Genomic DNA, 25,774 nt, shown 5'->3' on the forward strand with positions numbered 1-25,774 from the left:
CTGTTACATGAACTTTTTACCATCAAAGCTCAATCACATCTGCTGCTTTATAGTAAAATAAAGGAAAAGAAGGGGTGGGTCGTTATGGTTCAAATAGTAAAAACGCATCCGAAATCGTTTTACGGAGGCGTGCTTTTCATTGCTGCCTTACTGCTTTCAAACTTTTTTATTCAGAAAATGGAAGTGACAGGCCAAGTTCCACCAATTCTTGTGTTGGCGACCGTCCTTGATGTCATGATCATTCTCCCGGTCGTTCTTTTCTTATTTGTCCTCCGGAGAAAGGCGACATTGTCATTGCTTGCTCCTCTCTGGCTTTTAGGAGCAGGATTCGTCCACTGGATTGTTCCTGCATATGCTAAAGAACATCTGCAATACATGAACGTATCCATTATCCTCGTTGAGGCAGGTTTCATCCTCTTAGAACTTTTCCTACTTGTTATTTTCATCAAGAATCTGAAGACGTGGAGAAATAACTTCAAAGCTTCAAAACACACAATTCCGCATTTACTTTCAAGAATTTCCATAGCGAACCAACAGACGTTTGGAGGTTATCCCAAGTTGGAACGGCTGATCGGAGTGATAGCCACAGATGTTTCCGCCATCCGCTATGTTTTTTTCCCGCATCTGGATGATAAGCTTGCTGGTGAACATACCTTCAGTTATCACAAAAATAGTGAATACTTCGGTGTTTTTCTCATGTTTGTTCATGCGATGCTCATTGAAATCATTGCTGTCCACGTCATGCTCATGCAGTACAGCCACACGATCGCATGGATTGCGACCCTCCTTGATATGTATGCACTCGTCTTCCTAATCGCTGATTATCAAGCGATTCGTAAAAGTCCTGTCGTCATCCAGAATAACCATCTTCATTTTCAAAAAGGGCTTCGTTTCCACATGGGGGTCCCCTTAGAAAAAGTGGCGGAGGTTCGTCGGTATGAAGGGGAAGCCTCGCCTGAGGAACGTCATTCCTTCACTTTGATGCTTGCTGGGCTTGAAAAGGTGCCCCCGCAGTTCGAAATCCGGTTGAGCGAAGCGGTGGAGGGGTATCGTGTATATGGTTTCAAACGTAAAGTGATGAAAATATTCCTGACTGTCGATGAACCAGAAAGGTTTTTACAAACATTAATTGAAGCACGACCGGTTTCAAAGAAAGACATTTAGTCAATTATGATAAGAGGAAGGAAGGGATTCTATGCCTCGTTATCAAAGTGGAATCTTTATATATAACGGAAAAAAGGACGAAGCAGAGTTAGAAACGGCTCTTTCACAAGTATTGCCGGTTTTGAGTAGAGCGGTGAAAGAGTTAAAGGTCATCCAAACGTTATCCTTGGACGATTTATATGAAAATTGCCGGCATTACGGGCCCGAGGTTGAAGTCTTTTTCATCTTTGGAGGAGATGGAACCTTGCATGAAGTCGTCAATTGTCTTGCACCGATGGAAAATCGTCCGGTGATCGGTGTGCTTCCAGGAGGAACGTGTAACGATTTCAGCCGGGTTTTGGATACACCTCAGCGGCTTAATCAAGCGGCTGCATCCATTATTGAAGGGGAAGAAGTGTCTGTGGATGCAGGGAAGACGGAGGACGATTATTTTATCAATTTCTGGGGCATCGGTCTTGTGACACAAACCTCCTTTAACATTGATGAAAATCAAAAGAATCGGTTCGGTGTACTCAGCTATTTCATGAGCGCACTGAAAACAATGAATCAGGCAACGCCTTTTCGTTTCAAACTGACCGTGGATGATGAAGAGGTCGATGGGGAGGCGGTGATGATTCTTGTCATGAATGGACAATTCATAGGGACGAGACGCCTTCCTGTCCCGACGATCGACTTGCAGGATGGGAAGTTTGACGTTCTGGTTGTGAAGAATTCCAATCTGACATTATTCAGGGAACTTATGACGATGGGACGACCGCAAACCGATCAGAGTGAATTCCAGGAGCTTTCTCACTATCAAGGAGAGAAGGTGAACATCGATGTTGAATTTAAGCAGGATGTTGACATGGATGGGGAAATCAAAGGGAAGACACCGGAAAAATTGGAGGTGCTTCCGGGTCACTTTACCTTCTTAAGTGGAGGACCGAACGCGTTGCATAATATGGACAACCCTTAGGGAAACCGTGAATTTGCGGAAAAGGGGTGGTTTGACAGTTAGAATTTGTTAAACTTATACTATCTTTATCTTTTGTAAAGGATGGGCGAACGTGATGAACGAACAAGAACTGTACCGCAAGAAAAAACAAGATCCTTCGTTGAAGCTGTTTGTCGTATTGACAAAAGCTCAGCGTACCATCGCAGATTTAGTGAAGGATGATATCCAACGATATGAATTGAACCCGACAGAATTCGGAGTGCTTGAGCTTCTGTATCACCAGGGAGACCAGCCACTGCAGAAGATCGGGGAGAAAATTCTGCTCGCAAGCGGCAGTATCACCTATGTGGTGGACAAGCTTGAGAAAAAGGAATACTTGAAACGTGTGCCTTGTCCAAACGACCGACGGATCACTTATGCGTCCATTACGGAAAAAGGGCGGGACCTGTTGAACGGCATCTTCCCCGATCATTGGAAAGAGATTGAATCGATTATGGATGGGCTGACGGATGAAGAGAAGAAGGATGCCATCGAACTATTGAAGAAACTTGGGAAGTCCGCAGATTCCAAAAAAGAGTAGCCAATTTTCTGACGATCCGATATAATGAGAGTAATTCTAAAGACAAAGGAGGGTATGAAGATGTTACAGATGCACGTGCTTGACTATCAGATTAACTATGTACGCCGTGCAATTATTCACGATTCAGCTGTCAACGGGACACGTATGTCCAAAATGGCATCTGAATAGTGAAGCAATGTAGCGTCTCATACCTGATTATTCACAGATCAAAGTCAGAGGTAACGAGACCTCTGGCTTTTTTTGTGTTTTCAAAAAGTCTTTAGGAGGAATTTGAAATGATCATTACATTAAAGAATTTATATAAAATTGTCGGTGGAGAAGTATTGTTCGAAGCTTTGGATATGGAAATCAAACCCGGTCAGCGTGTCGGGCTTGTCGGTCGTAATGGCAGCGGAAAATCCACCCTTTTCAGAATCATGACCAAAGAGGAATCGTTGGATGGTGGTGACCTCTTCATTCAAAAAGGAGCGACCATCGGTTATTTGAAACAGATTCCAGCGGATTGGGCGGGAACGGGTAGAGCATACTTGCAGCTTGCCTTTACTGAACTCGTCTCTATGGCTGAACAGATGAAAGAATTAGAAGAGGATATGACACATCCTGAAAAAATGGAAAAAGCCATTGCCGCTTACGGGGAAATACAGGAGCGTTTCACTCACCGTGGTGGGTACGAAATGGATGCCTCCATCAAACAAGTGGCGAACGGGTTGAATATCGCTCATTTGCTGGATCAGCCATTTTCAAGTTTGAGCGGAGGGGAGAAAACGAAATTTGGTCTTGCCAAGTTGTTGCTGGAAGACCCCGACGTGCTTTTGCTTGATGAACCGACAAACCATTTGGATCTACAAGCGATCGAATGGCTGGAAGCGTATTTGCAAGCCTACGACGGGACCATTTGTGTCATCTCCCATGACCGCGCATTCCTTGATCACATCGTCACAGACATTATGGATTTGGAATCCGGCGAAATTGATACGTACAAAGGCAACTACACCGCTTTTGAGAAACAAAAAGAAGAAAAATTGCTTGCCGAATTTCACCAGTATGAAGAACAACAGAAGAAGATTAAAAAGATGAAAGAGGCCATAAGAAGGTTGAGGCAATGGGCGAATGAAGCCACTCCACCGAATCCTAAGCTTTTCAAAAAAGCGAAAAGCATGGAAAAAGCGTTAGAACGGATGGAGAAGATTGATAAGCCGGTGATCGATCCGAAAAAAATGAATCTTTCCCTTGAATCGGATGGTCGGACAGGGAAAGACGTATTCACCATTGAATCGCTGAAGAAGCAATACGGCAACGAAACGATATTGGACGGTGTCGACCTTCACGTCCGTTATCAGGACCGGATCGCGATTGTCGGAGCCAATGGAAGCGGGAAATCCACATTCTTGAGAATTTTATTGGAAAAAGAAACACCAAGCGCAGGGACGATCAAACAGGCGCCGTCCATCAAAGTAGGCTATCTTCCGCAAAACCCTCTGCAGGAAGCCGATCGCGACCAGCGGATGATCGACCACTTCAGGGATCACATCCGGGTGACCGAAGGGGAAGCACGGCACAGGCTTGCGGGCTTCATGTTTTATGGATATGACGTCTTCCGTAAAATCCGCCACCTAAGCGGAGGGGAGCAGATGCGTTTGAAGCTTGCAATCTTCATGCACCAGGATATTCAGGTGCTGATCCTGGATGAACCGACCAACCACCTTGATGTGGAGTCACAAGAAGTTCTTGAAGAAGCGCTCAATCAATTTAAAGGAACGATTATCGGGGTTTCCCACGATCGCCATTTCCTGGACCAGTGTTTCACTCACACCGCTTTTCTTGTGGATGGAAAACTTCACAGGTATATCGGTACGTATGATGAAACGAAGAAACATTGGCACGCCCTTTTAGAAGCGCGTGAAGAAGAGAAGCCCGTAAAACGTGAAAAAATAGTAAATCCAGAAAACCACATCAAAGAAGAACCGATCATCGATTGGGAAAAAGAAATCGCTTGTCTCGAGGGGGAGATTTCAACCATCGATCAACAGATGCAGAACGGTGACAATGTAGATGAGTTAATGAAACTCCAACAGCACAAAGATAAGTTGGAAAAAGACTTAGAATCTCTTTATGAAAACTGGATGGAAGCCCAGTGATGGTCTGTCCAGTACTAGGAAAAGGGTAGGAGACGGAAAGTTTCCTACCCTTTTTGGTGACCGGCATGAACAACCCCGTATCCATCTATAGGATGGAAACATGTTTAGAAGGATCGCCTCTTTTCTCACGATAATAGTCGACGAGGGCGTCGGTATACGAAAAAAAATCAGGACAAAAGATGCCTGAGGCAGCGAGATCCATTTCTGCCTGATGGTTGTCATAGTCTGCACTACAAAGGAAGTAATCAAGAGCTTCTCTTTGAATACCTAAAACTTTCCGTAAAGAACGGAACTTTAGTGATTGGTTGGCAAGACTCAGTGGTAAGGAGAAACGAGGGTGTTTGTCCGCATACACATAACTGAGCTGCTCATAGATTTCTTTGGCTGTGTAAGGATTGGGGTCTGTAAGGTGGTACGTCTTGCCGCTGCTTTCTGGATGATGGGCAAGGTAGTTTGTCGCTTCAATAACATAATCCTGAGGCACGAGGTTGACACGTGCTGTTCCTTTTCCGAAATAAGGGAGAACGGGCAGACTTCTTAAAGCTTCTACTAAGTTCAATATAAAATAAGGTCCGTCGAATTTGGCGGTCGCTCCTGATTTAGTATGTCCGACTACGATCCCGGGGCGGATGATGGTTGTCGGGATTTTTTTGCACATCCGGTGAACGAGATATTCTGCTTCATGTTTCGTGTATTCATAATGATTTTTGAAACCTTTCCCATGAGCAAGGTCCTTTTCGTAAACGGTCCCTTCCCGTTTTCCTGAAACATAGGCGGTGCTGAAATAAATATAACGTTCCAAATGCAGGCATTGGGAAAGCCAGCAATTCACCTCTCTTGTCCCTTGGACGTTGACTTTCCATGCCGGCATGAGAGGGACGGCCAAATCATAAAGAGCGGCAAGGTGGAAAACGTGGGTCACCTCTTGTAGTAATTGCATAGATGTTGCGGATGAGAGTCCCAACCCTTCTTGAGTAATGTCCCCTGGGACGAGTTCGATTTTTCCAGTATTCACACCTTGGACTGTTCTCCACGTCTCTATCTGCTTTTTCGCTTGTTTTTCCATAGAGGGAAGGTGAAGGAGGTAGAGTTTCTCTATGGAATTCCTGTTCCTAAAAAGATCTTCAATTAATGCTGAAGCTAAATACCCTGGAAAACCGGTAAACAAATACGTGTTGGACATGACCATATCGCCTCCGTAATCCGTTTGATTACCTTTTCGTGATGGATCATTGAACTTCCTTCTTTTGCCTATTCACTTGTTTATTGTGCAGGAGGAGGGGAAAACAAGAACGAGTCACAGATTTTTTAGGAGGTTATCAAATGAAAGTTCTCGTTATAGGAGCCAATGGAAAAGTAGGAAAACACATAGTTGATAAACTTGTAGAAACCGAACACACCCCATATGCGATGGTCCGTAAGAAGGATCAAATTCCTCAATTCGAAGAAAAAGGTGTAGAAACCATACATGGAGACCTAATGAGAGATTTTGAACATGCTTTCAAAGGAATGGATGCCGTCATCTTCGCTGCAGGATCCGGCCCTGATACAGGCGCAGACATGACCATCGTCATCGATCAGGAAGGAGCAATCAAGGCAGCGGAGCATGCGGAAGCCAATGGGGTGAAGCGGTACATGATGTTAAGTTCAATCGGAGCAGACCGCGCGGAAGAAGCGCCCGACGATTTCAAATTTTATCTTTACGCTAAACGACGCGCCGATGAATACTTGAAAAGTACAGACTTGGATTATACCATCGTCCGCCCCGGCGGTCTGACCAACGATGCAGGCACAGGGAAGGTGACGTTGAAAGAACGTACAGACCAAGGAGAGATTCCACGTGAAGATGTTGCCGCCACACTTGTTCATCTTCTCTCTGTAGAAGATTCCATCCACCAAAGCTACGACCTCATCAGCGGCGACACACCGATTGAAGAACTATAAAAAAGAAGGAGCCTCGCGCTCCTTCTTTTTTAAGTCGTTTGTTTAAGTATATGGCAGTATTGTTGAAGGCTTGATTTCGAGACTTTTCGGGATTCGTTTGCCGTGTTGAGCATTAGGGGTGGCTGGGAAGCTACTCGCTTTCCTGTGGGGGAGTGGCAAGCTTCCTCGGACTTCGTCCTGCGGGATCTCGCCTATCTCCTTTCTCCCACGGGAGTCTCGCAGCTTCCCAACCACCCCATTCCATGAAGGTGAGAAACGAAACCCTTTACTGTGGGAGGGTGCCTTCCACTATCCTGGTGTTATAAGCATAAAGCGCTCTATAACAAGCTTTCCGCATGCAGAATAGCGCACTTGGCCTCCCATTGCCATGTGCATAAAAGCAGCTTATTCCGGAAGTGATATCGAGATACTTATATGGCAAAGGGGCGGAGGGGAATGGCGAGACTCCTGCGGGAAAAAAGTGCTTGGTGAGACCCCACAGGACGCAGTCCGAGGAGGCTCACCGCGCTCCCGCGGAAAGCGAGTTATTCCCCGCAGCCCCCATCCATTCAACAAAAGTCTCGAAACTGAGTCTTCCACAATCGGGAGCGTTAATGTAAAAGGGATGTGATGAAAATGACAAAACCGTGACAAAAAATGAGTGGATTATAATGAGAAAATAGGTTTAGCTGATGTGAAAACGGGTATAAAATTTCTAGACAGAATTGTAATAGACACAAGGAGGGGAAGCTTTGGGTAACCCGGAAGTGATCGTGTACACCAGTCGGAACTGTCACTATTGTGAGAAGGTATTAGGAACATTGGAAGAATGGGAAATTGATTATGAAGAGCGGAATGTATCTGAGAACCGTGACCATTTCAAAGAACTACAAAGAAACAAAATTTACGGTACACCCGCTGTATTTATAGATGGAGAAAAGATTCTCGGTTATCAAGAACGTAAAATGAAACAGAAACTGAGAATAAAAGAAAATCCTCAGTACATTAGGACTGACTCCATGAACTTTTCCTAAATGGTTTCGACAAGTGATGATCATCACTTGTTTTTTTTGTCCAAAAGCATCAATAAGCCTGGTATTCATCGCTTTCGTTTCACTTTTTCATGTGCTTTTTCATAGGCTGAAGTATCATACGTTAAAGGTGGAACATTCATGTACCCATATAATCCTTACTATTATTACAATAATGGCTGGTATCGGTATCCTTCCAGTCTTCCTTACGATCAGATGAACTACCAGCAAATGTCCAATAACCAGGGGAACGTCTGGGGTTATACCCCGTACAATCAAGCCATGTATGGTTTTCAAAATCCATATGTGAATAGTTATGACTATACAGGTTATACTGAGACCGGGAATCCGAATCCGAATTCTTCATTCAACGTCGGCAATATGTCCAAAGGCGTCATGAGTTATTTTCAAAAAGAAGATGGCCAGATTGACTTCGACAAAATGATGTCGACTACCGGTCAGGTCGTAAAGACCGTAAAAGATGTCAGTCCAATTGTTAAAGGGATCGGGACATTCGTTAAAGGCATCAAGTAAACCGCGCGCTATTCATTTAGCGCGCATTTTCTTTAGGCATAAGAAAATGTAGAGAAACATGTAGCTGTGACCAGAAGGTTAGTTCTCTTATCTTCCCAACCAACCTCAAAATGAGCATACAGACCGGAGCCTTTTTCGTAATCAAGGAGATTTTCTTGGATAAAAACTGGGAAATGAATGTGTTATAATTTTTCGCATAACGAAATAAATGATCGGGTGGAGGCGTAGGAACATGAGTATCGGGTGTTTATGTATTCACGGGTACACAGGAAGCCCGGATGAAGTCCAGCCCCTCGTCGACTTTCTGGAAGCACGGACGGATTGGGAAATTGCCAATCCTACGCTTCCGGGGCACGGGGAGAACTTGGATCTTGAAGGGCACTATTATCAAGAATGGATTGCTACGGCAGAACTCGCTTTGCTGGACCTCATGAAAAGACACGATACCATTTATATTATCGGCTTTTCCATGGGTGGGATGATTGCTGCTTACTTGACTGCAAAGTATCATCTGGATCGTTTGGTGCTTTTGTCGGCGGCTGGAAAGTATGTCAGTCTTCCACAGATGTATAAGGATATTCTTGCGATGGTTGCAGATGCGTGGAATGGCGTGCTTGCAGACAATGAGCTTTTTCTCAGGTACCAAAAAAAATTGAAGGATACTTATCTTTTTTCCACATTCGAATTTATGAAATGTGTCCAATTCACACGGCCTTATTTACACCAGGTCCGTTGTCCTGTGCTGATCATCCAAGGGGAGCTTGATGGCATGGTGCCAAAGAAAGCGGCTTTGTATTTGGAAGAAGAAATTCCGTCTGAAGAAAAAGAGGTCATTTTCTTGAAAAAGTCGAAGCACTTGATCTGTCATGGGGATGACAGCGAAGAATTGTTTGATAAAGTGATGGATTTTGTGAGTCAACCATAGGGGGAAGAGGAAAAATGAATAATAACCGTGGACAACCCATCCATACACCTTTTTATTATGGATGGGTTGTTGTGATGGTCGCCGGTTTGAGCGTGTTCTTTTCAGGACCTGGTCAAACCTATTCCATCTCCATTTTTATTGATTATTACATAGAAGATTTTGAGTATTCACGGTCGTTGGTTTCTGGTATTTATTCAGCGGCTACATTGTTAGCGGGAATCACGTTGTTTATGATGGGGCGCCTCATCGACCGTTTCGGACAGCGGGCGATGATGGTTACGATTGGTTCATGTTTAGCATTAGCTTTGTTTTGGAATGCTTTTCTTCTCGGGCCGATTATGATGTTTTTTGGCTTCTTTATGATTCGTTTATTCGGGCAGGGATCGATGACATTGATTCCGAACACGCTTGTGCCCCAATGGTTCATAAGGAAGAGGGGACGAGCGCTCAGTATTATGGCGATCGGTGGATTTGCTAGTTCTGCTCTGTTGCCACCACTGAATACATGGCTGATTGAATCCTTCGGTTGGAGAATGACATGGGGCTTATGGGGAAGCGCACTGTTGATTCTTTTTGTTCCACTGGCCTTCTTCTTCGTCCGCAACAAACCCGAGCACATCGGGGAAGTGCCGGACGGGACGCCGAAACCGGTCAAAGGAGAATCAGTGAACCCGAACGTTGAGGTCAATGAAAAGAGTTGGACATTGAAAGAAGCCATGGCGACGAGAGCTTTTTGGTTTATTTTGTTTTGTGTCATCGTCCCAGCTCTCGTAAACACGGCGATTACTTTTCATATGGTGTCCATCATGGATTTAAGAGGACTGGATACAGGGGTAGCAGCCATGGTACTGACCTTAATGGCCGTCATCGGATTTCCGGTTACATTCGTCAGCGGTTATCTGGTCGATCGTTTCAAGGTGCATTATATTTTGGCCATCACGTTCTTTGGCCACATCTTTACGCTGGTCATCCTATTGTTCACAAATTCATGGTGGATGGCTGTTGCCTTTGGTGTATTCTGGGGCTTCGTCAATGGCTTTGAGCGGATCGTATTGAATATCGTCTGGCCTAATTATTTTGGGAGGGAACACCTTGGGAGTATCAAAGGGCTTTCCCAAACGGTCATGGTCGTTGGTTCAGCGCTTGGGCCGCTTCCGTTCGGTTTGTTTTTTGACTGGCTGGGAGGTTATCAGGAAGTCATTCTGCTGACCATTCTCTTTCCGGTGACCGCAGGTATTCTTGCGTTATTGTCATCCCAGCCGAAATATGAGGATTATCACGCATAAAAAACGTCAGAGGTTTAAAACCTCTGACGTTTTTTTAGTCTTTAAAGAAAGCGATGACGAGGCCGCCTTCTCCTGCGTATGTGGAGATAAGGGGTCCTGTTTCCATAAAGAGAGATTCTTTGAAATTGTAACGTTCTTTGATTGTACTCATTACTTTCTTTCCCCGGTCCTCATCGTTGCAATGGGACATCGCAATGACGCGGTCTTCCAGGTTGGATGCATACTCACCGATTTGGTCGACAAAGCGGCGCAAGGATTTCTTGTTGCCCCGTACTTTTTCCGTCACTTCTACTGCGCCTTCATCATCGCTCGCTTTCATAAGAAGTTTGATATTCAGTGTCTTGGCGATGGCCCCTTTGACCTTATCCAGTCGTCCGCCTTTGATGACATTTTCCAGTGTCTTCAAAATGAAGAGTGTCGTCGTCTTCTCAATCCGCTCCTCCATATGGGAGACCAGCTGGTTAAAATCGTATCCTTCTTCCATGCGGGCCGTCGCTTCATGCACGAGTAATGCAATGCCGCAGGAGGCCGTCTTCGTATTGAGAACGGCAATTTTACGATCCGGTTCTTCATCAAGGAGCATGTCCTTACCCATGACAGCACTCTCATATGTACTGCTTAATCCCTGAGTAAGGGCAAGCACTAAAATTTCATCGTTCGGATCGATCTGTTTGTATTTTTCATAAAAATCATTCGGGCTTGGAGAAGAAGACCGGGGAAGTTCATCAGACTGCTTCAGTTTTTCATAAAACGTAGGCAAATCGATCGTTTCCCCTGTTTTATATTGTTCATCTCCGAAGTGTAAGTTAAGCGGAACATATTGAATACTATGTGCTTCCATCATTCCATGAGGCAGATCTCCGCCTCCATCAATGATCAGTTGTATCGTCATTTCTTCACCTGCTCTCTTAAATTCATCGTACTATTGAGGTGTACCCCATACTTATTCAATATTATATCAAACTTAGCGGTCTATCGGCGGTTTGTTTCATGAGTGAATTTCGGTTTAACCTTTTTCATCGTGCTCAGTATGAACATCATAAGACCGAAAATGACAATCGATCCTCCGAGCCATTGCGTCCATGTGATCACTTCATCCAAAATCCAATAGGCTAAAATAGAAGCCCCGATTGGTTCGACGAGTACAGCCATGGAAATCGTCGAGGTGCTGAACCATTTCAATGTCCAGTTGAACAGCGTATGACCGAAGAAGGTCGGGATGATCGCTAGGCCTAAGAATATCAGCCACTGATCACCGTCGTAACCGGTAAAAGAATAATCGAGCGCCAGGTTATAGAGTAGAAGTGTGGCCGCTGCCATCCCATAAGCAATGAACGTATAGGTCATGATGGACTGACGTTTACGTAAGTTCTGACCAAGCAGGAAATAACCGGTAACGGTAATAGCACCAAGCAGGGCCAGCAGATCACCGAACAAAGCCGTGCCGCTTATTTGAAAGTCGCCCCAGCCGATGATTACGCTTCCTGTCAATGTGATGACAAGACTCAGAATGGCTCCGACAGTGAATCGCTCTTTGAAGAAGAGGTAGGTCCCCATAAAAGCGAAGACCGGCTGGAGGGCAACAAGGACGACGGAACTTGCGACGGTCGTATAATTCAATGATTCAAACCACAAAATAAAGTGGAAGGCGAGGAATACACCCGATAAAATCGCAAGAACCCAATCTTTCTTATTCGTTTGTTTTATTTCATCGAAATGTTTCCATAATACATAAGGAGCCATAATTCCGACTGCAATGGCCAGACGGTAAAAAGCGATCATCGCCGCCGGCGCATCTCCTGCGAGTTTGACGAAAATCGCGGAAGTGGAAATGGAAAGGACGCCTATAAACAAAATAATATATGGTTGAACTGGAGGCTTTTCCAAGCGAGCCCTCCTCTGGTATACGTCATTTTTTTCTCATTTTATCATTATTACGTTTGAAAAGCATAGCCGAAATGTGTAGAATTAACTATGTTATATGTGTTATGATGAATGAATCTATCAGGCAGATACCAGAGAAGCCTCTCCCGTTTCCTGTGGCAGAAGGCTTTTTTTACATGTATATAGGTAGAAGATTTAAACAATAAAGGAGTATGAAATTACTGTGACAACATTTCAATCACTAGGATTATCAAAACCTATCCTAAAATCATTAGACGTTATGGGTTTTGAAGAAACAACACCAATACAAGAACAAACGATCCCTCTAGGACTAGAAGGGAAAGATGTCATTGGTCAAGCTCAGACAGGTACGGGAAAAACGGCTGCATTCGGTATTCCGATGCTGGAAAAAATCAACAAGCAAGTGAAGGCCGTTCAAGGACTTGTCATCGCCCCGACAAGGGAATTGGCTATTCAAGTAGCAGAGGAGCTTAACCGTCTAGGTAAAGGGAAAGGCATTCGTGTCCTACCAATTTATGGTGGATCAAACATGGAACGCCAAATCCGTGCCCTGAAAAACAACCACATCGTCGTAGCAACACCAGGACGTTTGCTGGACCACATCCGTCGTAAAACGATCAAGTTGGAAGATGTACACACAGCTGTACTTGACGAAGCGGATGAAATGCTAAACATGGGCTTCATCGAGGATATTCGTGATATTTTGAAGGCACTTCCGGAAGAGCGTCAAACATTGCTTTTCTCTGCGACAATGCCGAAAGAAATCCGCGATATTGCCACAACATTGATGAACAACCCGGAAGAAGTGAAAGTCAAAGCGAAAGAAATGACGGTCGAAAACATCGAGCAGTTCTTCGTTGAGATTCCGGAAAAACACAAATTCGACACCCTGACACGCTTGTTGGATATTCACGATCCTGCATTGGCGATTGTCTTCGGTCGTACAAAACGTCGTGTTGATGAAGTAGCTGATGGTCTTCAAGCTCGCGGCTTCAGTGCGGAAGGCATTCACGGTGACTTGACACAAGGGAAGCGTATGTCCACATTGAACAAGTTCAAACGCGGACGTATCGAGATCCTTGTCGCAACAGACGTTGCCGCACGTGGCTTGGACATTTCTGATGTCTCTCACGTGTACAACTTTGACATTCCGCAGGATCCAGAAAGCTATGTTCACCGTATTGGACGTACTGGACGTGCCGGACGTAAAGGGAAATCCATTTCCTTCGTTACACCTCGTGAAAAAGATCAGCTTCACCTGATTGAAAAACTCACGAAGAAGAAAGTGGAACGCCTGAAAGTACCTTCTTCTGAAGAAGCAGCACGCGGTCAGCAAAAAGTGGCTGTTGAGAAGTTGGCAGAAACGATCACAAACAACGATTTGAATAATTATAAGCAGGCAGCTAACGAACTGCTTGAACAATATGAGTCCACAGACCTTGTCGCTGCTGCACTGAAAATGATGACAAAAGAACGCAGTGAAGTACCTGTCCGTTTGTCTTCTGTTCAACCGATCAGTGTGAAAAACGCACAGCGTGACAAGAGTAAGAAAAAAGGTGGCTACCGCAAAGGTGGAGGCGGCAAGCGCAACTTCAACAGCAAAAATAAATCCCGCAACCGCAACTTCAGCGGCAAAGGCGGTAGCAAGCGCGGCAATTACCAAAACAAAGGCCGCAGCTAAGTAAGGCCATTGAAAAGATCAGTCCTCTGTACGAGGGCTGATCTTTTTTTATGCTCTGATAAACATTGCTGTTAATGTATATGGCAGGACGAAATTTTATCAGGGAGTTTTAAGCTTTTATCGGTGGGTTTTAGGTATTTATCAGTGACTTTCAAGCTTTTATCAGTGGGTTTAGCGCTTTTATCAGTGACTTTGATGTTTCTATCAGTAGAGCGGTCCTGGTAGAAAAGATAAAAAGACTCCACCCTGGAGGATGGAGACGTTACATGCGGTTGACGAGTGCGAACAAGGCAAGGAAGATGATGATACCCCAGAGAATGTACTTGCCTGTGTTCTTCCGTCCGTATTTTCTTTTCTGCCAACGATTCGGATCGAAAGAAATGTCATCACTGTCGGAACGCGAGTGACGGGTGCGGACTTGCCATAAAGAGAAGCGGCGCGCATTTTTTAAAATGACAGGAGCAATGGCGAAACCGCCAATCAGTCCGAATAAGTGACCGAAGATATTGATGTTTGGCCGTGCAAAAGTCATGAATAAACCGATCGCAAAAATGGCGAGAATGATTTGCGAATTGGCTGTATCAATCAAGTGTTTCCGGTTCATGATCATAAATAAATAAACGCCGAAGATACCGAAAATGGCTCCTGAAGCCCCAAGGTGCCAGTAATAGGCATCCGGATTAACGATAAATGTACCGAGGTTGCCGACAATACCGGCAAATAAATACATCACAACAAACTTTCCTTTTCCTAACATCTGCTCAAGGGCCGGCCCGAAGAGGACGAGGGAAAAGGAGTTGAACAGGGCATGGGTGAAATCTCCGTGTAAGAAAATCGGAGTGACGAGGCGCCAATATTCGCCGTTCAAGATCAAGGCATTCATCCCAATGCCCCATTCCTTCAAGTCAACCGCAAAACCGAGCTGCAGAAAATCCATCAACAGCCATAAAAAGAAATGAAGCCCAACGAGAAATGAAACAATCGGATAAAATCGAATAAATTCTTTAAAACTCTCCGTTCGTACAAACATGATAAATCTCCTTTTTTACGTTCAAGATTAAGATGAGGGGGGAGTTTTCTGCCCCTCGGTGACCTCCGCGAAATCACCGAGGTCAGTAAACGTGCATAATGTTCATTGAATTCCTATTATAATGTAATCCCCGCAGCTTCCTCGTATTCTTTTTTACCGTGAAAAGATTCGGGTATACTGTTCATAGATTGTTAATGAAAAGGAAGATGAATTGTGATCAAAGGCATCGGCGTAGATATCATTGAATTGGATCGTATTAAACAAAGTATAAAGCGAAGAGAACGCTTTGTTCAACGAATACTGACTGAAGAGGAACATCTTCGTTACGAATCGTTGAATGAAAAAAGAAAAGTGGAATACTTGGCGGGTCGGTTTGCTGCAAAAGAAGCCTTTGCCAAAGCGACGGGTACAGGAATCGGCAAGCTCGGTTTCCATGACGTTGAAATATTATCAAATGAAACGACAGGGGCGCCTATGATGAAGGCGAAAGGCTACGATCGCTATCAGGTGTGGGTGTCCATCAGTCATAGTTCGGATCATGCCATTGCTCAGGTGGTTTTGGAAGAGTGCTAGGGAGGTATAGGAGGGCAGACATAATTACATAGGTTGTCTCATAACATTGTAATGCGGGTAGGAGGGAACGAATTGGATATTGTTACCGCACAAGAAATGTACGAACGGGATCGAGTGGCCATGGAAGCCGCTGGACTAGATGGGAAGATGCTCATGGAGAATGCCGGGAGAGCGGTTGCGTATGACTTTCTCCGCCACATTCAAAAAGAGCATAAAATTGTCGTCCTGATAGGTGCTGGCAATAATGGCGGCGATGGATTCGTCATTGCCAGGACGTTGTTGAACCTTGGATACGATGTGGAGGCTTGGCAAGTCGTTCCGGACGCAAAGATCACTGGAGATGCAGAAGCACATAAGAGGATATTCCAAGCTTCTGGTCACCCGTACAGACTATTGAAGAGTTCGGAAGACTTGAATACTTCTCTATGTCGTGCAGATGTATGCATCGACGCGATGTTAGGGATCGGAGTGAAGGGGCGGCTGAGAGAGCCCTACGCGGATATCGTCCGTCTCTGTAATGAGAGATCAATTGTAAGACTTGCCGTCGATCTCCCTTCCGGTGTGCCGGCAGATGAAGGGGAAGAGGATTTTGAGGCATTCCAAGCTCATTACACGTCGATCATCGAAGCGCCGAAGCAGAGTGCCTTTTTACAACACACACAGCCATACTATGGCGAATGGTCGGTCGTGGAAATCGGACTGCCACCCAAACAACTTCCAGATCACCGGAGGAGGCTTTGGGGGAGGGCTGATGTCGAAAGGACCTTGCCTGGACGAGAGGCTCATTCGCATAAAGGATCGCACGGAAAAGGATTGGTCATCGGAGGGTCTCGCTTGATGCCCGGCTCTGTCGCTATGACGGCGAGGGCAGCTCTGCGGAGCGGGGCGGGATTGATTGCGGTATCCACGGATTCTGAAGCGATCCCTGCGATTTCTCCGTATGTGCAAGAAGCGACTTTTGTAGAAGGGGAAAATGGAGGACGAGTTCCTGACCTGGGAGGGTACGATGGTATCGCTGTCGGTATGGGATTCGGCCGCAACTCTATGCAGGAAACAGTGGTGGAGCGACTGGTCCGTGAAAAAGAAACCCCATTACTGGTGGATGCCGACGGGTTGTACCTTTTAAAAGGTTTCCTTGGAGAGTTGAAAAATAGGGAAGTTCCGACCGTTCTGACGCCTCACCCAGGTGAATTCGCCCACTTGACGGGTCTTTCCATCCAGAAGATTTTGCGCGCTCCTTTTTCCTATTCAAAAGAATTCGTTGAAAAGCACGGCGTGTACCTCGTTCTGAAAGGACCTTCAACGATCATTACAGGTCCTGATGGTGAACAGCGGGTAGACGTCTCAGGCAATGCAGGTCTCGCTAAAGGTGGAAGCGGTGATGTTCTTTCTGGCATTCTGCTCAGCATGATGATGCAGACAGAACATGTGATGGATGCCTTAAGCAATGGTTGTTTCCTTCATGGATCAACGGCTGATTTACTTGTGCAGGATGGACATTCGAAGGTTGACCTACTCGCCTCTGACGTCATTGAAGGTTTATCCCGGACGTTCCGTACATTTTCTTCTTGATCCATATCATGCGTTCCCTTTGTCCTTAAGTAGAGACAAAGGAGTTGAGTCTTATGCAAAGACGTTTTCTGATCCTGTTGTTCAGTCTGTTCGTCTTAGGTGCTTTGACAGCTTGTGGCTCACAGTCGAAAGAAGATGTCGTCAAAAAGCTCGAAAAACAGTCGGAAGAAATGGCTGGATATAAGACCGAAGCGAATATGAAGATGCGTACAGGGAAGGAAGAACAGAAATACAACATTCAAGTGTGGCATAAAAAGGATGATTTTTACCGTGTGAAGCTTCAAAATGATCAGGATGAAAAAGGGAGCCAGATCATTTTGAAAAATGACAGCGGCGTGTATGTCTTGACGCCTGCCTTGAACAAGAGTTTCAAGTTCCAAAGCGAATGGCCTCAAAACACAAGTCAGCCTTATCTTTATGCTTCACTGCTGAATGATATCAAAGCGGATCCGGATGCAGAGTTCAATGCTTCCGAAAACTACTTTGTGTTCAAGACAAAGACAAACTATCAAAATAACAAAACCCTGCCGTTTCAGGAAATTTACTTTGATAAGAAAACCTATCATCCTGTGATGGTGAAAGTGTTTGACCAGGATATGAATGCTCTTGTGGAAGTCCAATTCGCCAACTTCTCGAAGGACGATTCCATGAAGAAGGAAGACTTTGATGTCGATAAGAATATGGCCATGGCTCCAACAGAAGCCCCTGTTGCGAACATGGAAGGGGAAGAGCTTGAAGAAGTGCTGTATCCACAAGAGACATTTGGTGCTGAACTTGCAGATGAACGTGAAGTGAAGACGGAAGATGGAAAACGATTCATTATGACCTATGCAGGTGATAAGAACTTCACATTGGTTCAGGAAAAAGCGGAAGTTCAAGCGGCAAGTGCTCAATACTCTGTCCAGGTGAATGGTGAACCTGTCCAGCTTTGGGATGGAGTTTTTGCAGCCTTCGAACACAACCGTCTGGAATGGAACCATAATGGAACGACTTATCAGCTCGCGAGCAATGAACTGACGCAAGATGAAATGGTCGCTGTCGCAAGCTCAATCAACACGGCTGCGATGGTGAAATAAACTTGGAAGGAGCAGGCTTAACGGTCTGCTTTATTTTTTGGTCTTCCATCACTCTGGTTAGGAAGATGCCCCTCAAGCTTCACCCCCCCTGGGCTCACGAGAGTCTTTGCTTTCTTTAGAGTCAATCACCAAATCTATCCAATATTCCTGTTTTTTCTATGATATTTGACACTGGCTTCTTCTCATTCAATAATAAAAAGATATAGAGAGAGGAGCGGTCATTGTGGCATGGGATACGTATTACAGAGATTCAATCGCAGAGGTTGAATTGACGGCGATTGAGTATAATATACAGCAATTGAAACACCGATTGGAAAAAGAGACAGACATTTGCGCGGTAGTCAAAGCAGATGCTTACGGACATGGGGACGTGCAAGTCGCAAGGGCTGCCTTAAAAGCGGGAGCAAAGAGTCTTGCCGTCGCACTTTTGGATGAAGCTTTAAAACTGAGAAGAGCAGGAATTGAGGCACCGATTCTCGTCATGGGCTGGACACGCCCTGGGGATGCTGCGGTCGCTGCTGAAAACAACATTGCTTTAACGGTTTTCCAAAAAGATTGGCTGAAGGAAGCGGCGGGTATTCAGCATTCTAACCCATTGAAACTTCATCTAAAAATCGATACAGGTATGGGACGGATCGGGGTACGAACGGTGGCAGAATTAGAGGAAATCCTTGCTGTTCTTGCTGAAACCTCCGATTTTCACTTGGAAGCTTTGTTTACCCATTTTGCTACAGCGGATGAGGAAGAATCCGAGTATTTTCATAAACAACAAGAGCGCTGGCACGAAATGTTTTCTTATTTTAAGAGGAATTGGGCAGGAGATGTCGAAATTCATACAAGTAACAGTGCGACAAGTATGAGGGTTCCGGAGCGGATGGATCATTTTGTCCGATTTGGTATCAGTATGTATGGACTTTATCCTTCTCCCCATGTCAAAAAAGAACGGCCGATCGACTTGAAGCCTGCTTTTTCTCTGTCGAGCCGGCTGGTCCATGTCAAAAAAATAGAGGCTGGAGAATCGATTAGTTATGGGGCTACCTACACAACAGAAAAAGAAGAGTGGATCGGCACCATTCCGCTTGGTTATGCGGATGGTTGGATCCGTAAGCTTCAAGGTGCGGAGGTCCTCGTTGACGGGAAACGTCACCCGATTGTCGGAAGAATTTGCATGGATCAATTCATGATTCGGCTGGATCAGGAATATCCTATAGGGACAAAGGTTACCTTAATTGGTAAACAAGGGGATCAAGAAATTTCAGCCGATGAAATAGCAGAGCATCTCGAAACGATCAATTATGAGATACCCTGCATGATCAGCCAAAGGGTGCCGAGAGTTTTTCAAGAAGATGGGAGAACGGTAGAAGTGAGAAACTCCTTGTTGTGAGTAAGCTTCCCGTTTCCGGACAATTCTCCCGATGTAAGGATAAAAGCTTTCATAATTCACGAAAAAATTCCAACACTCCTTTGCAATGGACACTCCCGTTTGATAAGATTAGAGTGGACTAATTGACTGGTTTCTTTTGAGAGAAGATGGTGGAGGTGTATGGTTTTGTCCGATAGCATGCAGGAGATTGTCATCCGGATTCCGGATAACCTACTCAATGAAGTGGATGGCTTCATTCAACTCGATAACAGTGATCGGAGCGATTTCATGTGTCAAGCAACGAAAATGTATTTGCGTGAGAAGAAACAGCGACATATTAGAGAATCCATGCGTAGAGGCTACATGGAAATGGCGAAAATCAATTTAAATATCGCTTCAGAAGCGTTTCAAGCTGAAGAGGAGGCCGAACACACCCTGGAGCAACTAGTGAGCGGGGTGTGAAGCCAGTGATAGTCAAACGAGGTGACGTTTATTTCGCTGATTTGTCCCCAGTTGTGGGATCAGAACAAGGCGGGGTTCGTCCTGTACTCGTCCTTCAAAATGATATTGGTAATCGTTTTAGCCCTACCGTGATCGTAGCCGCGATTACTGCGCAAATACAAAAAGCCAAACTTCCAACACATGTCGAAATTAATGCAGAAAAATACGGGTTCGAGCGAAACTCTGTGATCCTACTGGAACAAATCAGAACGATTGACAAACAGCGTTTGACCGATAAGATTACTCAACTTGACGAACCGATGATGCAGCAGGTCAACAAAGCCTTGCAGATCAGCCTCGGTTTGATCGACTTTTAATCGGAAAGCACGTCGTGGATGAAAAATAAAGTTGCCTTTTTAAGGTAACTTTATTTTTTTTGGCTTTTCTAGTTTATAATGGACATAGATAGGGTATTGATGATGGCGTGTTTTTTATTAACAGGTTTTTATTAGGTGCACTTGTCATTTTACAGAGGGTATGGAAAGATACTCATGTATGAGCGATATGGATGCCCTTATGATGAAAGCGAGGGCAAATGGTGTAAAAGTAAGGCTTTTTCTGATAAAGTTATATTCAAATAGTATAAGGACGAACAATAGAGGGTTATGAGGCGGAGGTTTAGATAATGGACGAAAGACTGAAAAATGTAGTGGTAGAACATAGTGATGACATTGTCAAAATGTGGTTGGAGGAAGTCAATACACATAAGAAGAATGATTATACATCGACGATTTCTGATGAAATGTTCGAAAGCACGAATCGTGAATTTGTCAATGTGATTTTTTCCAGTATCGAGAAACAGGGATTATCTTCTGACTTGGACGATTTCTCTGAACGCTTGATCAATCTCGGCTGGCCGTTGAGTTATTTAACAGACGGGATGCAGGTGTTCCGTCGTGTAGTGACGGATTTCATCCTCAAACAATCGGATAAAATCGACTCGGATTATTTTTCTGAGGTCCTTCGTAAAGTGGATGGCTGGGTCGATCCAATCATCAACCGTCTTGTCAACGAGTATTCAGGAAGCTGGGAGCACATCGTTTCCTTGCAAAGGGTAGCTTTACAAGAGCTTTCCGCACCCTTGATCCCTGTGATGGAGAACATTACGATCATGCCTCTGATCGGAACCATCGACACGGAGCGGGCCAAGTTAATCATGGAGAACCTTTTGGACGGAGTGATCAAACATAACGCTGAAGTTGTTTTGATCGATATCACAGGTGTTCCGGTTGTGGATACGATGGTTGCCCACCACATCATCCAAGCAGCTGAGGCTGTGCGACTGATCGGTTCACGGTGCATTTTAGTGGGAATCCGCCCTGAAATTGCACAGACGATTGTGAACCTCGGAATCGATTTAGGGAAGTTCCCTACGAAGAGTTCATTGCGGAAAGGGTTCCAAACAGCATTAGAATTAACGAATCGTCGTATTGAAGAAACCCAGAACAATGATGAAGATATCGAAAAATTAATTGATTCACTAGATAGGGAGTGAAAACATGAGGATACCTATTTTAAAGCTTCATAACTATTTACTCATTTCCATACAAATCGATTTGGATGATCAGACGGCCATCCAATTCCAAGAAGATCTTTTGAGCAAGATTCATGAAAGCGGAGCGACAGGTGTCGTCATTGATTTGACATCCGTTGATATCATCGATTCTTTCATTGCCAAAGTGTTGGGAGACGTTGTGACGATGTCGGATTTGATGGGGGCCAAAGTTGTTTTGACGGGGATCCAGCCGGCAGTTGCGATGACTCTTATTGACCTAGGTATACACATGCAAGATGTCCCGACCGCGTTAGATCTAGAACAAGGATTGATTAAACTTCGCCAGGAATTGGAGGAGTGAATATGGACTTTCAATCCTGTGTCAATATAAAGAAGGAGTGGGACATCGTCGGAGCCAGACAACTTGGACGAGATATATCCAGAAAGATCGGCTTCGGGACTGTCGATCAAGCAAGGATTGCCACGGCCATTTCTGAACTGGCACGGAACATTTATTTATATGCAGGAACAGGCAAAGTCTGTTTCGAAGCACTCGAAGACATGAATAAAAAGGGAATTCGGATCGTAGCTACGGATGAAGGACCCGGAATCAAAGATATCAGCCAAGTTATGGAAGACGGATTCACCACATCAGGAGGGCTTGGAGCAGGACTGCCAGGGGTGAAACGGTTGATGGATGACTTTGATATCGTATCTGGAGAAGGTGAAGGTACGGAAATCACTGTCGTCAAATGGCTCCGTTAAAGGAGGTAATAAGTGATGAACACATTGAAGCTCGATTTAGAAAATTATAAAGAACTATTACAAGAGTATATTAAGACCGAGGATGAGCAAGCTCTATATCAAGCGGAACAGTTCAGTAAGCACTCCATGCAGCAGAACATATCGCCGGAAGAGATCATCAATGTTCATATCCAATCGCTACAGGAAATATACCCGGATATGCCGAGGTATATTCAGTCATCTATGAACTTTCTTCTGGAAACCATGATTTCTTATGGGTTGGCTTACCAGGAGTATCAGACGTTGCGGGAGAAGCAGCTTGAGCTCAAATCGGAAATTTCCGTCGCTGCCAATATGCAGAAAACGTTATTGTCGACAGTGAAACCGGATCTATCTGAGATTGATGTAGGAGCTTTGAGTGTTCCTGCGAAGCAAATGAACGGGGACTATCATCACTTTGTGCACGATGGAAAAGGAAGCCTTGGAATCGCTGTCGCCGATGTCATAGGTAAAGGTGTACCCGCTGCTCTCTGTATGTCGATGATCAAATATTCGATGGACAGTTTTTCAGGGATGCGAACGGACCCTAGTGTCATTCTGGGCAGCCTGAACCGTGTAGTGGAACGGAACGTAGACGCAAGCATGTTCATTACGATGTTCTATGGATTGTATAATTCGAACGAGCATACGTTCACTTTTTCATCAGCCGGCCATGAACCAGGTTACTATTATCATAAAGATCGTGATGAGTTTGAGGAAATCGATGTACCGGGACTTGTACTCGGCGTATCTCCTGAGGTCACGTATAAGCAGTATGAAAAGAGAGTGGAAAAAGGAGATATGATCATCCTTCTGACCGATGGGGTGACAGAATGCCGACAAGGAGATCGATTCATCGATCAGGAAGAGATTTTACATGTCATCAAACAATATTCTCATCTACCGGCACAGGGAATCGTGGATCAAGTGTATAAACATTTTGAGCGTCTGCAGGACTTCCAGTTGAGAGATGATTTCACATTGATTATTTTACGGAGAAATGTTTAACAACTGTTTATACAGGGTAACCAACTATGTAGTACGTTTTTTAGGAAACATTGGGAGGGATTATGATGAATTTATCTATAGATGTTACGAACAATGAAGGTGTTTCAAATGTCGTCCTTACCGGAGAGGTGGATGCATTCACAGCACCCAAATTAAAAGATACATTGCTGCCGCTGACGAAGGAAAAAGGCCAAGTCGTAGAGGTGGATTTTCAGGATGTGAATTACATGGATTCCACAGGTCTTGGTGTATTCATCAGTGCCTTGAAATCGACGAAGGAGCATGAATCTGAGATGCGCCTTGTCCATATGCAGGACCGTGTTTACCGTCTCTTCAAGATTACGGGGTTAACAGAAATTATAAACATCGAGTCTACAGTGCAAGGTGGAATGTAAACATGGAACCATTTGATTTTGTTGAAGTGAAGGTACCTGCCAAAGCGGAATACATCGGTGTCGTCCGTCTGAGCATATCAGGGATTGCCAACCGAATGGGATTCACTTATGAAGATATCGAAGATTTGAAAGTAGCCATTTCAGAGGCGATTACAAATGCAGTGAAACATGCATATAAAGAAACGGGTGAAGGTGAAATTACCATCGGTTTCGGTGTTTATCAGGACAGACTTGAAATCATGGTCGCTGATCATGGAGGAAGCTTTAACCTTGGCGAGATTAAGGAAGATATCGGCCCTTATAAACAAGATGATGATATCGAAGAACTGCGCGAAGGAGGCTTTGGCCTGTTTCTCATTGATGCTCTGATGGACAAAGTTGAAATCAATAGCAAATATGGAGTCATTGTCCTTATGACAAAATATCTCCATGAAACCGGGGTGGGTCAAGATGGCGACCAAATCACAACACCACAATGAGGAAGTTTACGAATGGATCGCCTATCTACAAGAGAACCCGAGAGATGAAGAGATCCAAGAAAAGGTTGTCCTCGTTTATAAGGACCTTGTAGAATCCATTGCTCGTAAATACTCAAAAAACAGCACCATTCATGAAGACTTGGTTCAAGTCGGCATGCTTGGACTGTTAGCGGCAATCCGAAGGTATGATCCCGAATTCGGAAAGTCCTTTGAGTCGTTTGCCATACCGACGATCATTGGGGAAATCAAACGCTTCATTCGTGACAAAACATGGAGCGTCCATGTCCCGCGTAGAATCAAGGAGCTTGGGCCGAAGATCAAAAGGGTATCGGAAGAACTAACGAATTCATTGCAGCGCTCTCCATCTGTAAAAGAAATTGCAGATGAATTAGAAGTATCCGAAGAGGATATCCTTGAAACGATGGAAATGGGCAAAAGCTATAAAGCTCTGTCTGTCGACCGTAAGATTGAAGCAGACTCTGACGGCAGCACCGTCACCATCCTTGATTTGATTGGAAATCAGGAAGATGGTTATTCCAACATCGATCAGAGGATGCTCTTAGAAAAGATTCTGCCCATCCTTAGCGAACGCGAACAGGAAATCTTACAATGCACGTACTTTGAAAACATGAGTCAGAAAGATACAGGCGAACGACTGGGCATCTCCCAGATGCACGTATCCCGTTTGCAAAGGCGTGCATTGAGGAAACTGAGAGAAGCCTTGCAATCTGAATCTGTCGAGGTATTCTAGTGGAAAAGGAAAATAAACGGGTGGATTTATCTATTTTCCAAAAAGCCAAAAAAGGGAATTATTATTGTGGGGACAGCTATTTCTATAAGGAAACGGAGGATGCATTCCTTTGTGCCCTTGCCGATGGCCTCGGAAGTGGCGAAATGGCCCGCGAATCGTCCAAGGCGGTTATGGAAGTGATAGAGGAACATCCTGACTTGACTCTAGAAGCTCTCATCAAAAAATGCAATGAGGTGTTGGTAGGGAAACGAGGAGTGGTCCTTGGGATTTTAAGGATCGACTTTAACGCTCGTACTTACTCTTATTCATCGATTGGTAACATCGGGGTTATTACTGTGGACCCGGATGGGAAGCGTAATCGCAACATTCCGTTGGCTGGTTACTTATCCGGTTATCCTCGCAGGCTGAGAATTTCTCACGGAACTGTGCAGGAAGGGATGGTATTCCTTATGTTTTCAGACGGAGTCAATGACCGTCGTCTGTCTTCAAATTTCACTCATTCCAGAGACGTTGAGCAAATCACTCAACATTATAAAGAATTATACGGTCAATCCCGTGATGATGATATCACACTGATTGCTATGGCTTATAATTGAAACCCTTCATTCGAACCGAAAGGTAGAATGAAGGGTTTTATTGTTTTTGTT

At 44.7% G+C, this 25,774-nt stretch carries 29 protein-coding genes; 25 read left to right on the forward strand and 4 right to left on the reverse strand.

The annotated features are described in order from the left end of the window. Positions 1–84: 84 nt before the first annotated feature. The 5 genes from ACJA3J_RS02120 (at position 85) to abc-f (ending at position 4,816) form a co-directional block, all read left to right on the forward strand. The gene (locus ACJA3J_RS02120) at positions 85–1,164 is read left to right on the forward strand and encodes a hypothetical protein (RefSeq protein ID WP_147296304.1); all 1,080 of its coding nucleotides are present in this window, start codon (positions 85–87) and stop codon (positions 1,162–1,164) included. 31 nt (positions 1,165–1,195) lie between these two features. Next, positions 1,196–2,119: a YegS/Rv2252/BmrU family lipid kinase gene (locus ACJA3J_RS02125; protein ID WP_115894380.1), complete on the forward strand. Its 924-nt coding sequence runs from the start codon at positions 1,196–1,198 to the stop codon at positions 2,117–2,119. A 94-nt stretch (positions 2,120–2,213) separates the two neighbouring features. Beyond that, positions 2,214–2,678 (forward strand): MarR family winged helix-turn-helix transcriptional regulator, encoded by a 465-nt coding sequence (locus ACJA3J_RS02130; RefSeq protein WP_089654573.1) that lies wholly within the window; start codon positions 2,214–2,216, stop codon positions 2,676–2,678. 60 nt (positions 2,679–2,738) lie between these two features. Beyond that, positions 2,739–2,846 carry an RAxF-45 family protein gene (locus tag ACJA3J_RS02135; protein ID WP_279615135.1) on the forward strand — a complete coding sequence of 36 codons (108 nt, stop codon included), beginning with the start codon at positions 2,739–2,741 and terminating at the stop codon, positions 2,844–2,846. Positions 2,847–2,953: 107 nt separating this feature from the next. After that, positions 2,954–4,816: a ribosomal protection-like ABC-F family protein gene (abc-f, locus tag ACJA3J_RS02140; protein WP_406945403.1), complete on the forward strand. Its 1,863-nt coding sequence runs from the start codon at positions 2,954–2,956 to the stop codon at positions 4,814–4,816. Positions 4,817–4,901: 85 nt separating this feature from the next. Here abc-f and ACJA3J_RS02145 read toward each other — a convergent pair whose 3' ends face one another. After that, entirely contained in the window at positions 4,902–5,999 is a 1,098-nt protein-coding gene (locus ACJA3J_RS02145) for an SDR family oxidoreductase (RefSeq protein ID WP_406945404.1), read from the reverse strand. 140 nt (positions 6,000–6,139) lie between these two features. Here ACJA3J_RS02145 and ACJA3J_RS02150 point away from each other — a divergent pair, with 140 nt between their 5' ends. From ACJA3J_RS02150 to ACJA3J_RS02170, 5 genes are all read left to right on the forward strand, one after another. Then, entirely contained in the window at positions 6,140–6,760 is a 621-nt protein-coding gene (locus ACJA3J_RS02150; protein WP_089654547.1) for an SDR family oxidoreductase, read from the forward strand. 731 nt (positions 6,761–7,491) lie between these two features. Then, positions 7,492–7,773 carry a glutaredoxin family protein gene (locus ACJA3J_RS02155; protein ID WP_089654548.1) on the forward strand — a complete coding sequence of 94 codons (282 nt, stop codon included), beginning with the start codon at positions 7,492–7,494 and terminating at the stop codon, positions 7,771–7,773. A gap of 138 nt (positions 7,774–7,911) precedes the next feature. Further along, positions 7,912–8,304, forward strand: coding sequence for a YppG family protein (locus tag ACJA3J_RS02160; RefSeq protein ID WP_115825008.1), 393 nt, complete (start codon positions 7,912–7,914; stop codon positions 8,302–8,304). Positions 8,305–8,536: 232 nt separating this feature from the next. Next, complete coding sequence (locus ACJA3J_RS02165) at positions 8,537–9,229, forward strand: alpha/beta hydrolase (protein WP_406945405.1); 693 nt, start codon at positions 8,537–8,539, stop codon at positions 9,227–9,229. 14 nt (positions 9,230–9,243) lie between these two features. Next, positions 9,244–10,515 (forward strand): MFS transporter, encoded by a 1,272-nt coding sequence (locus ACJA3J_RS02170; protein WP_406945406.1) that lies wholly within the window; start codon positions 9,244–9,246, stop codon positions 10,513–10,515. Positions 10,516–10,549: 34 nt separating this feature from the next. Here ACJA3J_RS02170 and ACJA3J_RS02175 read toward each other — a convergent pair whose 3' ends face one another. Further along, positions 10,550–11,407: a DegV family protein gene (locus ACJA3J_RS02175; protein WP_089654552.1), complete on the reverse strand. Its 858-nt coding sequence runs from the start codon at positions 11,405–11,407 to the stop codon at positions 10,550–10,552. An 80-nt stretch (positions 11,408–11,487) separates the two neighbouring features. Continuing rightward, positions 11,488–12,402: a DMT family transporter gene (locus tag ACJA3J_RS02180; RefSeq protein WP_406945407.1), complete on the reverse strand. Its 915-nt coding sequence runs from the start codon at positions 12,400–12,402 to the stop codon at positions 11,488–11,490. A 220-nt stretch (positions 12,403–12,622) separates the two neighbouring features. On the opposite strand from ACJA3J_RS02180, the gene ACJA3J_RS02185 reads away from it, so the two are divergent. Further along, complete coding sequence (locus tag ACJA3J_RS02185; protein WP_115894376.1) at positions 12,623–14,101, forward strand: DEAD/DEAH box helicase; 1,479 nt, start codon at positions 12,623–12,625, stop codon at positions 14,099–14,101. A 262-nt stretch (positions 14,102–14,363) separates the two neighbouring features. Here ACJA3J_RS02185 and ACJA3J_RS02190 read toward each other — a convergent pair whose 3' ends face one another. Beyond that, positions 14,364–15,131, reverse strand: a complete 768-nt coding sequence (locus ACJA3J_RS02190; protein WP_089654555.1) for a rhomboid family intramembrane serine protease — start codon at positions 15,129–15,131, stop codon at positions 14,364–14,366. A gap of 213 nt (positions 15,132–15,344) precedes the next feature. Between ACJA3J_RS02190 and acpS the strand changes: the two genes are divergently transcribed. From acpS to ACJA3J_RS02260, 14 genes are all read left to right on the forward strand, one after another. Further along, complete coding sequence (gene acpS, locus ACJA3J_RS02195; RefSeq protein WP_089654556.1) at positions 15,345–15,704, forward strand: holo-ACP synthase; 360 nt, start codon at positions 15,345–15,347, stop codon at positions 15,702–15,704. A gap of 72 nt (positions 15,705–15,776) precedes the next feature. Further along, entirely contained in the window at positions 15,777–17,276 is a 1,500-nt protein-coding gene (locus ACJA3J_RS02200; protein ID WP_406945408.1) for an NAD(P)H-hydrate dehydratase, read from the forward strand. Between the two features lie 53 nt (positions 17,277–17,329). Further along, entirely contained in the window at positions 17,330–18,352 is a 1,023-nt protein-coding gene (locus ACJA3J_RS02205; protein WP_089654558.1) for an outer membrane lipoprotein carrier protein LolA, read from the forward strand. 223 nt (positions 18,353–18,575) lie between these two features. After that, on the forward strand, positions 18,576–19,736 hold the full coding sequence (alr, locus tag ACJA3J_RS02210; protein WP_406945409.1) for an alanine racemase: 1,161 nt from the start codon (positions 18,576–18,578) through the stop codon (positions 19,734–19,736). A gap of 159 nt (positions 19,737–19,895) precedes the next feature. Then, positions 19,896–20,177 carry a CopG family ribbon-helix-helix protein gene (locus ACJA3J_RS02215; RefSeq protein WP_027956786.1) on the forward strand — a complete coding sequence of 94 codons (282 nt, stop codon included), beginning with the start codon at positions 19,896–19,898 and terminating at the stop codon, positions 20,175–20,177. Positions 20,178–20,182: 5 nt separating this feature from the next. Then, entirely contained in the window at positions 20,183–20,533 is a 351-nt protein-coding gene (locus ACJA3J_RS02220; RefSeq protein WP_035511328.1) for a type II toxin-antitoxin system PemK/MazF family toxin, read from the forward strand. A gap of 308 nt (positions 20,534–20,841) precedes the next feature. Further along, complete coding sequence (locus ACJA3J_RS02225) at positions 20,842–21,711, forward strand: RsbT co-antagonist protein RsbRA (RefSeq protein ID WP_089654560.1); 870 nt, start codon at positions 20,842–20,844, stop codon at positions 21,709–21,711. Positions 21,712–21,715: 4 nt separating this feature from the next. Next, positions 21,716–22,072 (forward strand): STAS domain-containing protein, encoded by a 357-nt coding sequence (locus ACJA3J_RS02230; protein WP_089654561.1) that lies wholly within the window; start codon positions 21,716–21,718, stop codon positions 22,070–22,072. Between the two features lie 2 nt (positions 22,073–22,074). Further along, positions 22,075–22,476 (forward strand): anti-sigma regulatory factor, encoded by a 402-nt coding sequence (locus tag ACJA3J_RS02235; RefSeq protein ID WP_089654562.1) that lies wholly within the window; start codon positions 22,075–22,077, stop codon positions 22,474–22,476. Between the two features lie 15 nt (positions 22,477–22,491). Continuing rightward, on the forward strand, positions 22,492–23,502 hold the full coding sequence (locus tag ACJA3J_RS02240) for a PP2C family protein-serine/threonine phosphatase (protein WP_089654563.1): 1,011 nt from the start codon (positions 22,492–22,494) through the stop codon (positions 23,500–23,502). Positions 23,503–23,567: 65 nt separating this feature from the next. Beyond that, positions 23,568–23,897 carry an STAS domain-containing protein gene (locus tag ACJA3J_RS02245; protein WP_089654564.1) on the forward strand — a complete coding sequence of 110 codons (330 nt, stop codon included), beginning with the start codon at positions 23,568–23,570 and terminating at the stop codon, positions 23,895–23,897. 2 nt (positions 23,898–23,899) lie between these two features. Beyond that, positions 23,900–24,376, forward strand: a complete 477-nt coding sequence (rsbW, locus tag ACJA3J_RS02250; RefSeq protein WP_089654565.1) for an anti-sigma B factor RsbW — start codon at positions 23,900–23,902, stop codon at positions 24,374–24,376. After that, positions 24,348–25,127: an RNA polymerase sigma factor SigB gene (gene sigB, locus ACJA3J_RS02255; RefSeq protein WP_115894373.1), complete on the forward strand. Its 780-nt coding sequence runs from the start codon at positions 24,348–24,350 to the stop codon at positions 25,125–25,127. The genes rsbW and sigB overlap by 29 nt, the downstream gene beginning before the upstream one ends. Further along, complete coding sequence (locus ACJA3J_RS02260; RefSeq protein ID WP_089654567.1) at positions 25,127–25,723, forward strand: PP2C family serine/threonine-protein phosphatase; 597 nt, start codon at positions 25,127–25,129, stop codon at positions 25,721–25,723. Before sigB ends, ACJA3J_RS02260 begins: the two co-directional genes overlap by 1 nt. Positions 25,724–25,774 lie beyond the last annotated feature (51 nt).

The organism is Halobacillus sp. SY10, from assembly GCF_045401165.1.
GTDB classification, from domain to species: domain Bacteria; phylum Bacillota; class Bacilli; order Bacillales; family Halobacillaceae; genus Halobacillus; species Halobacillus aidingensis.